General features: G+C 47.9%; 8 protein-coding genes. 4 read left to right on the top strand and 4 right to left on the bottom strand.

What is annotated here, in order from left to right; genetic code table 11:
• Positions 1–74: 74 nt before the first annotated feature.
• From KUV50_RS00855 to KUV50_RS00840, 4 genes are all read right to left on the bottom strand, one after another.
• Positions 75–1,271, bottom strand: coding sequence for a Gfo/Idh/MocA family protein (locus KUV50_RS00855; RefSeq protein ID WP_222578187.1), 1,197 nt, complete (start codon positions 1,269–1,271; stop codon positions 75–77).
• Positions 1,272–1,313: 42 nt separating this feature from the next.
• Positions 1,314–2,555 carry an MFS transporter gene (locus KUV50_RS00850; RefSeq protein ID WP_222578186.1) on the bottom strand — a complete coding sequence of 414 codons (1,242 nt, stop codon included), beginning with the start codon at positions 2,553–2,555 and terminating at the stop codon, positions 1,314–1,316.
• Positions 2,556–3,156: 601 nt separating this feature from the next.
• On the bottom strand, positions 3,157–4,044 hold the full coding sequence (locus KUV50_RS00845) for a GNAT family N-acetyltransferase (protein ID WP_222578185.1): 888 nt from the start codon (positions 4,042–4,044) through the stop codon (positions 3,157–3,159).
• Positions 4,041–5,180, bottom strand: a complete 1,140-nt coding sequence (locus tag KUV50_RS00840) for a glycosyltransferase (protein WP_222578184.1) — start codon at positions 5,178–5,180, stop codon at positions 4,041–4,043. Before KUV50_RS00840 ends, KUV50_RS00845 begins: the two co-directional genes overlap by 4 nt.
• A 578-nt stretch (positions 5,181–5,758) precedes the next feature.
• On the opposite strand from KUV50_RS00840, the gene KUV50_RS00835 reads away from it, so the two are divergent.
• The 4 genes from KUV50_RS00835 (at position 5,759) to KUV50_RS00820 (ending at position 13,496) form a co-directional block, all read left to right on the top strand.
• A complete protein-coding gene (locus tag KUV50_RS00835) occupies positions 5,759–6,652 on the top strand; it encodes a mechanosensitive ion channel family protein (protein WP_222578183.1) in 894 nt (297 codons plus the stop codon).
• 233 nt (positions 6,653–6,885) lie between these two features.
• Positions 6,886–7,959 (top strand): metallophosphoesterase, encoded by a 1,074-nt coding sequence (locus KUV50_RS00830; protein ID WP_222578182.1) that lies wholly within the window; start codon positions 6,886–6,888, stop codon positions 7,957–7,959.
• Between the two features lie 42 nt (positions 7,960–8,001).
• The gene (locus KUV50_RS00825; RefSeq protein WP_222578181.1) at positions 8,002–11,559 is read left to right on the top strand and encodes a zinc-dependent metalloprotease; all 3,558 of its coding nucleotides are present in this window, start codon (positions 8,002–8,004) and stop codon (positions 11,557–11,559) included.
• Complete coding sequence (locus KUV50_RS00820; RefSeq protein WP_222578180.1) at positions 11,559–13,496, top strand: DUF294 nucleotidyltransferase-like domain-containing protein; 1,938 nt, start codon at positions 11,559–11,561, stop codon at positions 13,494–13,496. Before KUV50_RS00825 ends, KUV50_RS00820 begins: the two co-directional genes overlap by 1 nt.
• Positions 13,497–13,508 lie beyond the last annotated feature (12 nt).

Genomic DNA, 13,508 nt, shown 5'->3' with positions numbered 1-13,508 from the left:
CTATGAACACGTCTGGGCAGCGCCCTAACAGCGAAGCGTACCAAAGCGTCAGCGTCCCAACAGCGAAGCATCCCCTACCCTTCATCGATGATTTCGGAAATCTTTCCCGTTTCTTTGTTTTTGATAATTAATTTTTTGGCGCCATAATGGGTCGTCTCTTCTTTCACAAGGTAGTGATCCTCATCATAATCCCGCTGGGAAGAAATCTTCTCGACATTTTCCCGACCGCGCCATACTTCCAGCTCGATAGGCTCCCATTTTTTGGAATCAACCGATCGATACGCTGCGTCCATGATGGCATTGACGATATAGCCGTCGTAAAAGGTTTCTGACGGCTCTGTCCCGTTGTCCATGGCATTGAACATATCTGTAAACATGAAGTTATACCCCAGATCATGGAGTTCATCGCCGACCGGAAAAATCCACCCTTTATTGGTCTCCGCTTTTTCTGCCACATAATCATACCCTTCCCCGGAGGTAAACATATCAAATCCGGTCCGCAGAAAATTATTGATCCAGATGGTTCCTTCCGATCCCATCACTTCATCCCGCAAATCCAATCCACCCCGAAAGGTCCAGCTCACTTCAAATTGACCAATGGCTCCATTCTCATACCGCACCATTCCAATCGCATGATCTTCGGCATCGATGGGTTTGACCTGTGTATCTGCCCAACACATCACCTCCACCGGTCGGATATCTTTTCCGATGTACCCCCGGCCAATTTGGATGCAGTGGCATCCCAAGTCCAGAATACAACCACCACCGGCAAGTTCTTTATCCCAGAACCATTCAGAGTGCGGCCCAGGGTGGGCTTCCCGGCTCCGGGCCCAGAGTATATTGCCCAAAGCTCCTTTTTGGACGCTTTCGAGGGCTTTAAGGTACTTGGGTGTATAGACCAGATCTTCCAGATAACCGTGGAATACACCGGCTTCTTCCACCGCCCGTAGCATACGCAGTGCTTCTTCTGCAGTCCGGCCCAGGGGCTTGGTGCAGAGCACCCCTTTACCGGCTTTCACACAAGCCATCACAGCTTCTTCGTGTTGGTGGTTGGGCAGGGATATGATCACTGTATCCACCTCCTCATTTTCGATCGACGCCACCATGTCTGAAGTATAATGTGGAACATTATAATCTTCAGCAAATTTTTGAGCATTCTTTTCTGTCCGGGAGTAAATGCTTACAATCTGATCTTTACTTCTTAAGCCGGTCAGGGAATCTGCATAAAAACGAGCTATAAATCCCGATCCGAGCATGGCAACTTTACGCATAACTTTTATAGTTTAAATTCTTATTAAATCAATGGTTCCACCTTAGGTGGTCGTTATTTTTTTCTCGACCTTTCTATCGTTAAAAAAGATCATAAAAAAGGCCATCACCCCCAAGGCAAAAAGAGCCGGAATCCGCCAGAAAGCTTTCCAGTTCTCCAGAGACATCTGTGCCGAATCACCAATATACAGATTAAATATAAATCCAGCTACCTGGGCTCCGATCAACATCCCGACCCCATACGTAGCCAACACAATGAGTCCTTGAGCCTGTCCTTTTATCTTCTTGTCGGCTTTCTTGTCAACATAGATCTGACCGGTCACAAAAAAGAAATCGTAGCAGATCCCATGCAAAGCAATTCCCGTAATAATCATCCAGGTTACGGAATCCACCGCACCGGCTGAAAACAGAAAGTAACGAATGGCCCAGGCCAGCATACCCACCGCCAGCATTCTCTTAACCCCCAGACGCACGAAAAACAACGGCATCAAAAGCATAAATACGAATTCTGACATTTGGCCGATCGTCTGGGTTGCTGCGATATTTTTAAAACCGGTATTAACCAGATAAACCTGGGTAAAATTATAATAGGCCGCCAACGGAATGGATATGAGAATGGAACTGATCAGAAAAACGGCAAAAGGCTGACTCCACAGTTTTCGCAATGCCTCCACCCCGACAACCTCCTGCCAAGTGCTTTTTTCTCCTTTGGCCTGCGGTGGTGTTTTGGGTAAAGTGAAGCAATACAATCCCAGCAACACACTAAATCCAGCAGCCATATATACCGGAATGGCCGTTTGTTCCGGCTGAAGATCAGAGGAAATAAAATTCCCAAGTACAAAACTGATCGTTAGTCCCGCCACGATCCAGCCCACGGTGCCAAAGGTACGGATCACAGGAAACTCCTTTTCCTGATCATTAATGTTGTGAAAACTCAGCGAATTGGCCAGACTCATGGTCGGCATAAAACAAATATTGTACAACACCAGCGCACTAATAAACAACCACGGCGTCTGATAGAACGAGGGCGTCATAAAGAGGATCACGCCTCCCAGCAGATGCAAAAATCCCAGGATTCGTTCTGAATTAAAATACCGGTCAGCCACCATGCCGACAATAAACGGGGCTACAATAGCCGCAATGGCATTCCCCGTAAATGGCCAGTGCGTCAGGTTCTCCATCCCGTGCTGCGACATATACACGGCTACGGTGGTGTACCAGGAACCCCATACAAAGAATTCCAAAAACATCAATAATGAAAGGCGAACCTTGATAAATTTTCCCATGAAGGCGGCGTTTTGTTTAAGATCACGCCCAATATATCAGTTTATTTTAGATTTTTGGTTGTAGATTTTTCATTTCCATTTTGAGATGGTGTTTTGGCCATTTAGGGTAGGGACACGAAGTTTCATAACAATACAGAAAAATGGTTTATTATTCTCCAAGGCATCACGCCCTGTATGTTTTTAGCGGACCACTCACTTCATACAAGATCTTTCTTCAAGTACCAGACACCACCGCAGGTCTTCTTTCCCCATTTGCAATCTGCCCATTTAGCAAAACAGAGACTTTTTTTGTGGAACACATGCAAAGTTCGACACTGGGGGGGCAGCTAACATACTTTATTCACCACGTCAATCTATTAAGACGCCTACTACACCGTGCATTATTTGCTTAAATTCCCAAATTGGGCATATTACCTAGTCCAATTTCGCGTGGCGTTTGACTTTTGCGGGCCAGGGAAAATGGGTGTCTGAAAAAATGCAGTCTGAGTGGTAACGAAGATCAATGACTATACATCCATCTATGTGGAACGGCGAGCTCCTGCGAGCAGCAAAACCTCGAGGATGATCCGAAGAGTCCCCTTCCGAGAATACGATACTTAACCTAGATAATAGTAGAGAGAATTCCCGGTCGATATCGCACATACCGCGAATAGACAACCTCCTTTGCCCCCATCTCGAGATTAAACTGTCTGACCCCGGGAATCGAAGAACCACCCAAGTCATAAATGCGGTAGTCATTCCGGGCCCATTGCAATACATGCCATAGCAATAGCTCCTGGGCTCCGGCTGTGGGAAATTGAGGATGACGTGCGGCCTGCCAGCCATATACCGTATCCTGATAACCAATCCTCCATTGCGCCGACAAGATGTTCCCAACGTCATCAAGCAAGCCAAATAAATACTGATCAAATGAACAGTCCAGGTCTCGTTTCCAACGCTCCATCACGTCATTTGTAATGCCTGTTTGCCCCATCGAGTCAAAAAAAGTCTTAAATAAAAATCCGGGCTGAGCCAACTCATCAAAACGAACAAATTTATACGTGCTATTCTTTCTCATCCGGTTTCGTTTGGAACTTGAAACACCCCGAAAGTCCTTCGGGTATTCCTGCAAATCAAAGTATTGATACGACCGTTTCTGACGACGCCACGTCTTTCCCACCATTTCTTCCTGATTCAATGCATTCCGCCGGTCATCAACCACACACACCGACGGCCATCGCAATGCGCCAGGATCAAAACCACTCCCTTCGGACTGCTGTAAAAATACCGGCCCGTTGTCCGGACTAAAGGGCACCCGGCCATACTTTGTCAATCCATACCGGGACTTGACCTGGTAGGGCCAGAGCCAGACCGGATCTCCGCTATCATCCAGACCGATGCGGGCATTCCAGTCTGTGCTGAACACATCCATCCACGCCGGCTGAAGATACAGCGGTGCATTAGCCGGAATCAGCTGGCGGTATAAAGCCTGATCGGTGATCACTTTCATAGATTGCTCTGATTTGAAACGCGTTGATAAATGGTCATCCATTGGTCCAGAATCCTGTCTTTCCCAAAACGGGTTTGAATACGTACATGCAAATCTACGGGATCATATGCAGACCGGTTCAAGTAAACTTGAACCATCGCATCAGCCAGTTTTTTGGGATCTTCTTTGGGAACGATCTCGCCCAGTCCATCTTCTACAATGAACTGGGCACCCGGCGTGTCGGTAGCCACCACCGGCCGGCCGCAGGACAAGGCTTCCAGCATGGTAAATCCAAGACTTTCGTAGCGCGAAGCCGATATCAGGACATGCGACTGGTGAATATAATCCGGGATGTGGTCGTGCGGCATTTCTCCTACAAAGCGAACACGATCTTCCAACCGAAGCTGTCGCAGCTGATTTTCAAGTTCTCGCTGCTCGGGGATATCGTCAACCAGAATTAGCCGGCAATCAGGAAGCTTTTGGACCACCAAAGCCATCGCCTCGATCAGGACATCCATCCCTTTGGTATGGGCCGGTGCTCCGATGGAAATAAACTGTGGCGGTCCTTCTTGTCGTGGTTCCGGAGAAAAAACAGCGTCATCTACATAGAGAGCGATCAATTCTGCCGGCACACCAAAGGTCTTTTGCAATGCATCCACCATGCCCGGACTGATCCCACAAACAAAGGCAGCGTTCCGCACTGCCTTCCGACCCTGCCGCACCAACCTGGTTGCTACACTTCCTTCAATAAAAGCGCCCAACACCTCAGTGTACACCAAGGGAACCTCGCTGTGCCGATGCATGGCCTCCGCGGCGATCAACCCCAATAGGGAATGACCATGAATCACCGTGGGGCGTCCATATCGACGAGCATATTCCTGATAAGCGTTGACATATTGTCGCTTCCAGAGCCACCACCCCACCCCTACTTTGGGCAGCCCCCATCCTTTTACCCCCAGATAATGGTAGTTCAAATCCTCTTTCTGTACATATTCCCGCTGTATTTGTCCCGGTGAAAATTCTCCAAATAGCAATCCAACTTTTGCATCAAACCGGTCGGCAATATCCCGCGCCCATTGGTGGTAACTTTTCGAAAAATTGGACTGAAAATCAATATCAAACCAAGGTGGAATAATCAAAATATGCGGACGAGCCATAAATGGGTTTTGGCTTTAAAGATAGGATTTATAGTTAGTTGATTGGTGCTTAAGTTTGGAGCTCATTCTTGATTTTAGAAATTTGCTGAGCCTTTCCTGGATTTTCCAGCGTTATGAGGTACTGGTTGTGGCTTGGTTCAAAAGCATCGAACTCATCCTAAAAATTAAAAATCAGTTTATTCGTTCCGCACCTTTCCCATCTTGCGTGGTTCGGTTTGTGGTTTGGCTTTTGGGTTATGATTTGGTTCTTCAGTTATATGGGTATGTAGTCTTTCTGGGGACATTCCAATGTTAAGTGGCACTGTTTGTAGTTTGCACCAAACTCCCAAACTACAAACGGCCGCAGGCCCCAAACGGGCGAAGCTCTCCCAAACGGCTGAAAGCCCAAATGCACGCAGTGCCCAAACGCCCATAGGCTACCAAACGGGCGTAGCCGCCACGCCACAAACAGCAACGCATACCTAGCGTTAAGCAGCCGAACCGGTGCCGGCTGAGCGCAGCTAATGTGCTAATTACCAATCACTGTTGACTACCGTCCACCAACTATTTTCTTATCTTACTTTCAAAAATAATCAACTATGGAACAATTTATCAACGACGTTTGGTCAGAATTTGGAAAGTATTACCACACGCTGGTGGCCTGGGTACCCGGTGTATTGATCGGTATCACGGTATTTATCGTAGTTCTTTTTGTGGCCGGGCTCATCAGACGACTCTTGAGAAAATACCTGTTGAAAAGAACAGATGACCTGTTAATCGCCCAATTCATCGTACGCATGATTTACATTCTAATGGTCATAGTAGGGATTGTGATTGCCTTGGATGCCGGTGGACTGGATGGCGCCGCCACCAAATTACTGGCCGGCGCAGGCGTATCGGCGGTCATATTGGGCTTTGCCTTTAAGGATATCGGCGAAAATTTTTTAGCCGGAATATTTTTGGCTTTCAAACGCCCCTTTCGAATTGGGGATATGGTTGATGTCCAAGGCATAAAAGGACGGATAACGGGACTCAACCTCCGGGAAACTTTGGTCAAAACCCTGGATGGCAAGGACGTCTTTATCCCCAACTCCATCATCATCAAAAATCCCATTATAAACTACACCCTGGACGGCTATTTCAGAGATTCATTTATAGTCGGCCTGGATTACAGTGAAAACATCACGAAGGCCATTGACATCATCCACAGGACCATCCGAGGATTGAACAATGGACTTGGCACGGGGAAAGATCCACAAATCGTCGTTAAGGACTTGGGCTCGAGCACCCTCAATCTCGAAGTCCATTTTTGGCTGGTAACAGACAAACCGGAGTTTAATATACCCGGGTTACGAACCATGGTCGTCACAGAGGTCCTGGAGGCATTGGACGAAGAAGGATTCTATATGCCCGCATCCATCATGGAAATAAAAAACTACAAAGAAGACAATTGGCGGATGATAGACCACTCGAATCAGGCACAGGCATCGTGATGGTGAAGGTGAAGGGGTTTGAAATAGTGAACTTTGATCTGTTTCATAAATTATTATACGCCTTCCAGGCGCTTCCCTCCCCACAGATTGGGGACGTTTGACGCCTGTCTGCCGGCAATTAAGGACAAAAGTTATAGCCTAGGCAGACTCACGAATCGCCTGATTCAGACAATAAGTGCAGAAAGACTTGAGAATTCATATAAATTTGTACGTTTACAAAAAAAGTAGAAATCATGAAGTACTGTTGGATTGCTTGTATTGTTTTGTTTTTATCCCATCATGCCATTGGTCAAAAGGTAAGTATTCCTGAACCACAGCTGAAAAACGAAGACAGCTGGTCTCTGGTCATACTCCCAGATCCGCAAACCTATGTGAAATTTGCCAGGAACCAGGGCATTCTTGAACTGATGACCGCCTGGATCGCACAGAACCAGAACTCCCTGAACATACAAATGGTGGTCTGCACGGGGGATTTGGTGGAACAAAACAACGTCATCCGGGGTGTTGGCAAAAACGGAGACCAGAGCTCGATTAATCAATGGCGTGCCATTGATCGTTCCATCAGTCGCCTGGACAACCGGATGCCTTATGTGCTGGCTGCCGGAAACCATGACTTTGGTTACAAGAATATCGAAAGCCGGCACACCTACTACAATAAATATATTACGGCGGACCGAAATTTGATCAATGAATCCATCCTGCGCGAGTACTATTATACCGAGGATGGTATGCCCACCTTGGCCAATGCCTTGTTCGAATTTGAAGGCCATCAGCAGCAAAAATACCTGGTACTTAATCTGGAGTTTGCACCCCGCGATCAAGTACTGGAATGGGCTGGCCAGGCGATAGGTCAGGAAAAATATAAAAATCACCGGGTTATTGTGCTCACCCATTCCTACATGAACAATAAAAACGAACTCATCGAAAAAGAAAACTACCCCATCGAAGACGGGAACTACGGGCAAGCAATCTGGGATAAGTTAGTCTATCCTTCACAGAACATTGTGATGGTCATCGCAGGACACATTGGAGCACCCAATGATTTTAAAGGCCATACTGCCTTTAAACAAGCGCAGCGAAAAGACGGGAAGGAAGTCACACAGATGGTCTTTAATGCCCAGGCGCTAGGAGGCGGCTGGCACGGAAATGGGGGTGATGGCTGGTTGCGGTACCTGGAGTTTGATCCAGATGGCCGAACCGTCCACGTAAAAACGTATTCTCCTTATTTTGGAATATCTCCGACTACCAAAAAGCATGCCTGGCGAACCGCAGATTTTGATGAGTTTAGTTTTCAAATCGGCAACTAAGTTTTTTGTATTTTAGCAATTTACCACAAATGTGATATCGGGATGAGACATGTGATTTTGCTGGCGATCTTAATAACAAGTGTGTCTGTCCCGGGAACATCCCAAACCTGGGAAGCGCTCCATCCTGCACCGGCAGATCTGCGCCATTCGAAATCCGCCACGGTGAAGGAATTAGTACAGGAATACCACATGTACGACTTTCCGGCGCACCCACAGCATGGCGATTGGATTAATCTCCCCGGTCCCAATGGTGAACTAATTCCGGTCACGATAGCGAATAGTCCAGTTTTGGACCAGGCTTTGAATAAAAAATATCCGGACATTCAAGCTTTTGCCTTTGCGGGGGATAATATCACTGGTCGATTGGCGGTAGACCCTACTGGGATTGATGTCGTATTCAGCAATAGCAATCACCAACGCTACGCCATCGAACAAATCGAAAATCACAGATACCTGATGCGCTCACTTTCCAACCGGGAAACTGCCCCTGCGGATCCTGTGGCAGAACTTGGTCGATGTCTCACACCGACTACGTTGGCGAATAACAATAGGGATAAAATCAGAGGAAGCACTCGCCGCAATGCTCCCGTACAACGGCGAAAATACAATCTCGCCATTTCCGTTACCTCCACATATGCTGCCCGCCACGGGGGCACGGTGGAGTCGATCTTAGCCGAGATCAACAAAGTATTCAACAGAGTCAATGATGTTTTTCTTCGGGAGCTTTCACTGCGATTCGAAGTGATCGAAGAAAGCACCCAGTTATTTTTTCTAGACAAAGCATCGGATCCGTACACAGAAGGCAACAACACACTCATGCTCAACAAACTGGACGAGGAATTAGTAAAGAACATCGGCCGGGAAAACTTCGACCTGGGTCATCTGTTGGCTACCAACTGCGGACCGGGTACTGCCGGAGTGTCGGCTGGAACGGGCACCATTTGCCAATTCAACAAAGGCAAAGCCCTATCCTGCGATCTGACCAATGATCTGGAGGGCTACGTGCGCGTCCTGGTTCATGAACTGGGTCACCAGCTGGGAGCTGCTCATACCTGGTCCAACTGTCCTCCGGTCAACACTTCTCAGCGAACTGGTCACACAGCCTATGAACCCGGAAGCGGTTCATCCATCATGAGTTATATCGGCACCTGTGGGGATCAAAACCTCAGAAACATTCCCGGTCCTTTTTATTTTCATACCGGATCGTTGCAGCAAATGCTGGAATACATCGAGGTCGGCCCCGGAAGCAATTGTGTGTCTGTTAATGAAATCACGAACCGACCACCGGAGATCATATCGACCAATGTGCCTCAGAGTGGGGACCTCTATATTCCAATCGGCACACCCTTCGTATTGCAGGCCGACGCGATCGATGAAGATGGAGACGAGTTGACATACGCCTGGGACCAATTGAATACAGGTCCCGTCGCCCCCCTGGGAGAGCCCATTCAGTCCGGTCCATCCATCCGTTCCTATGCACCGGATATATCACCAACCCGATACATTCCTCGGCTGACTGACTTGAGACAAAACACCCCTCATCCCGAAGAGGTGTTGCCGGCCTACAGCCGGGAATTCGATTTTGGTCTCTCCGTCCGGGACAATCACCCCAACGGCGCCGGTCTCGCCCAAAAAAAAGTATCTTTTCACAGCACTGCAAGTGCCGGTCCCTTTTTTATCGATTTCCCCAATGATTCTACGGATCTGCTGTTTGCAGGAGCACTAACAAAAATACAATGGAATGTGGCTGGCACAGACCGGGGGCTGGTCAATGCAAAGCAAGTCACCATTCGTCTTTCCACCGATGGGGGAAACACATTTCCCATCCTGCTCGCTGAACAAACCGACAACGATGGCGAACACGAGGTACAGTTACCCAATCTAATTTCCGATAGTGTGCGCTTCCTCATCCAGGGCAAAGACCATATCTTCTTTGATATTTCCGACCAGAATATCAGGATTATTAATCCTCAGGCGCCGACCTTCGGCTTAAACATTACACCAGGTCGTCAAACCATTTGTCTTCCCGAGGCAGCAGAAGTAACCATTCATCCCTTCCCCGTATTGGAATTCAATGAACCGTTGACCTATTCAATAGAAAATCCTTATCCCGGCGTAGCGATTGAATTCAACAAAAACCAAGGTAATATAAATCAGGAAATAAATATATCCTTTGATGTACCTGAGACCTTTAATTCTGATACTTTGCGGTTTAAGCTCACTGCACAAAGTCCTTCTGTCACGCATCACCGTGATATTTCACTGATCGTAATCAATAATTCACACCAGCAGCTCGCTCTTACATACCCCGGCAATGACACCCAAGGTGTAGAGGTGGTTCCTTCCTTCGATTGGCACCCATCGCCGAACGCGGACTTTTACACGCTGGAGGTCAGCACCTCAGCCAGCTTTGACCCGGCGTTTATCGTGCTTTCCGAACCTGCAATTTCTGCAGATTCCTTCCCGTCGAACACCATTCTTGATGAGGGTGTCGTTTACTTCTGGCGCGTTATCCCGCACAATCGATGTCAAAGTTCCACCGATGTTCCGGTTGCCGCGTTTCAGACCAGGGTACAGGATTGCAATATCTATACAGCTTCTGATCTGCCTGTCGGGCTGGGTGGTAGCAGTCCGGGCGAAATCGTTTCGCAGCTTAATGTCGACGATGATTTCCTATTATCTGATGTAAATATCCTCAACCTGGAAGGGTATCATGAATCAGTCAACCAGCTCAAGTTGATCCTCCAAAAGGACTCGGCCTCTGTCACGCTCTACGAAGGAGAATGTGGGATCAGAAGTCTTAACATTGACATCAATTTTGACGATGAAAGTGTGGAAAAAACCGACTGCCGGCTAGGTTCCGGAACCCGGGTGAAGCCACTGGAGCCCCTGGCAGCCTTTCAAGGATTATCCAGCAAAGGGGTTTGGAATCTACATTGGCAAGACAGCGTGGTCGGAGCCGGTGGGATATTTCAGGGGTGGATGCTGGAACTGTGTGGCGCGATTACTCAAGAGCAACTCAACGTAACCACGGACACGCTTTTCGTGGCTCCGGGTGGTCAGAATCCGCTGACCGACAATCAAATTGAGATTGTCGGTGCACGCGATGTGATCTTTGAATGGGTGGACACCACCTGGTCCGGACAATTACTCAATAGTGGGCAGCCCATGCAACCTGGTCAAAAATGGACGGCTGCAGATGTTGCTTCGGGCGTAATTCAGTACAAAAACACCAAAGCATTTGACCGCGAAAACATCGTATTATCGATTGAGTCTGCCGATGGAAGATGGTCCGGCCTGATACAGGTTCCGGTGCAAATTGATGAAATGACCGCGGCGACGCCAGAAGATCCGAACCACCACCGGATCAAAATTTTTCCAAACCCCGCCAAAGACTATGTGATCATCGAAGCCGAGCCAGAGATCAGCCTGCGCAGTATTCAAATCCACGATGTCCAGGGACAGGAATTGTACTGGTCTGCACGGGAATCCGGATCGGACCGCTGGACCATACCTGTCAGTTCCTGGCCAGCAGGCGTGCTGTTCGTTACGATAAGATCAGCGCATGAGCAATGGAATCGTAAAATAATACTTCACTAATGGCAAATCGAAACGTCTTAAAATATCGTACCCAGGATTTCCTGGTTGAATATCCGCCCTTTTCCATGATGAGTGAGGCAGAAATCTCGCTCGTGCTGGAAAACATCAAGATCAAATATGTCGACAAAGGAGACATATTTTTCCAGCAGGGTGATCCCTCCGGTGATTATTTTTACATCGTTCGGAAAGGAGCGGTAAAACTGGAAAGACTGGAAGGTGGTGTAAATATTCTCATGGATTTGTGTGGTGAAGGAGACGTTTTTGGAATCCGGCCGGTCATTGCCGATCAGCCTTATTTGTCGACAGGCACCGCTCAGGAAGAATCCATCGTATATGGAATAGCCGTGGCAGATATTCGGAAAATAATGGCCAAAAACCCACAGGTTAGCTCCTTTTTGGCCTCCAGTTTTGCTTCCGGCTCGCGCACGGACAGAAAAAACGACAACACGGATGGATTGGTTTTTATAAGCAAGGGGGAAGTCTTTCAGGATGAAAAACTTTCGGAAGTTCAATCGCTTCACAGTTCCCGGGAACCCGTGACCTGTTCGCCTGATACCCCGGTCGAAGTGGCCGCCAGTATCATGACCATTGAAAAGGTCAGTTCGATTATCATCATCAACGAGGAGCGGCATCCGGTGGGCATTTTAACCGACTCCGACATCCGGCGCATGGTCGGTCTACGGCGACTCGAGCTTGATCAGCCCATCCGAATGATCATGCACTCACCGGTCACTTGCCTCCCGGAGAAATCGACCTATGCCCAGGCGCAGATGACCATGATTCAGCACGATATCGGCCAGATTGTTCTGACAGAAGACGGCACCGACGAATCAGAGATCAAAGGTGTGTTTTCAGAAAGTGAAATGCTGGTTTATCAGGGCAACAGTCCGGGTATGATCATCAAACAAATGAAAAAATCCCGGGATCCGGAAGAATTAAAACGCATCCGAGAAAGAGCAGAGCTGCTGCTGGAACGGTACCTGGACCAGGATGTAGCGATTACCTTTATTTCCGATGTCATGACAGCAATCAATGATGCTCTGTTCGTTCGTGCAATTCGCATTGCCCGTCGGCGGATATTAAAAGATTCAGGCCGACTGCCTCCGGTCAGGTTTACCTGGGTGGCCATCGGCTCCCACGGCCGGCGCGAGCAAATTATCCGCACCGACCAGGATCATGCGATCATCTTTGAAGAAGTTCCCAGAAACCAGTATGACAGTGTCAAAAAATATTTTCTCGAGCTGGCGAATCATGTTGTGGAGATTATGATCACCTGTGGTTTCAAGGAGTGTCCCGCCAAAATGATGGCAAACAATCCAAAATGGTGTCTTTCAATCGATGAATGGAAGGGACAATTCTCCAGATGGATCCATTCCCCGGATAATGAATCCATCCTGCACGCCAACATTTTTATGGATTACCGGTCTGTATATGGCGAAGTGAACCTCACCAAAGAGCTGACTGAACATATATTCAACATCGTCCATGACAGTAAAATATTCCTGACCTATCTAGCCAAATATGCAGTGGAAACCCCACCGCCCCTGAGCTTCTTCAGAAATTTCATCCTTGAAAAAGACGGTGCACACAAAAACCTGTTTGACATCAAACACCGTGGGATGCTGCCCCTCGTGGATGCTGCCCGCGTATTAATCATGGAACAGAAGGTGGGACGGATTAATAATACCATCGATCGGTACGAGAAGCTTGCTGAAGTGGATTCGAAAAACGCAGAACTGTATCAGGATGCCCGCGATTCTTATGATGTTCTTATGAAACTGAGAGCCAAAAACGGCATCAAAAATGCAAATTCCGGGCGTTATTTCTCACCCGACCAACTCAGTAAAGTTCAGCGATTACTACTGCGCAATAGCTTCAAACCCATTGGCCAAATCCAGGAAGTCTTAACTGTTCGGTTTCGCCTGAAATTTTTCTAACACAAAACAAGT

It is taken from the genome of Membranihabitans marinus, assembly GCF_019802045.1.
Taxonomy (GTDB): Bacteria; Bacteroidota; Bacteroidia; order Chitinophagales; family Saprospiraceae; genus Membranihabitans; species Membranihabitans marinus_A.
Note: the sequence above shows the minus strand (reverse complement) of the source record. Positions and strands in the feature narration are given on the sequence as shown.

What these genes read in the sequence shown, in the direction of transcription:
- KUV50_RS00850 (WP_222578186.1), bottom strand. Translation starts at nt 2,555, where the DNA reads ATGGGAAAATTTATCAAGGTTCGCCTTTCATTATTGATGTTTTTGGAA.
- KUV50_RS00830 (WP_222578182.1), top strand. Translation starts at nt 6,886, where the DNA reads ATGAAGTACTGTTGGATTGCTTGTATTGTTTTGTTTTTATCCCATCAT.
- KUV50_RS00835 (WP_222578183.1), top strand. Translation starts at nt 5,759, where the DNA reads ATGGAACAATTTATCAACGACGTTTGGTCAGAATTTGGAAAGTATTAC.
- KUV50_RS00820 (WP_222578180.1), top strand. Translation starts at nt 11,559, where the DNA reads ATGGCAAATCGAAACGTCTTAAAATATCGTACCCAGGATTTCCTGGTT.
- KUV50_RS00825 (WP_222578181.1), top strand. Translation starts at nt 8,002, where the DNA reads ATGAGACATGTGATTTTGCTGGCGATCTTAATAACAAGTGTGTCTGTC.
- KUV50_RS00840 (WP_222578184.1), bottom strand. Translation starts at nt 5,180, where the DNA reads ATGGCTCGTCCGCATATTTTGATTATTCCACCTTGGTTTGATATTGAT.
- KUV50_RS00855 (WP_222578187.1), bottom strand. Translation starts at nt 1,271, where the DNA reads ATGCGTAAAGTTGCCATGCTCGGATCGGGATTTATAGCTCGTTTTTAT.
- KUV50_RS00845 (WP_222578185.1), bottom strand. Translation starts at nt 4,044, where the DNA reads ATGAAAGTGATCACCGATCAGGCTTTATACCGCCAGCTGATTCCGGCT.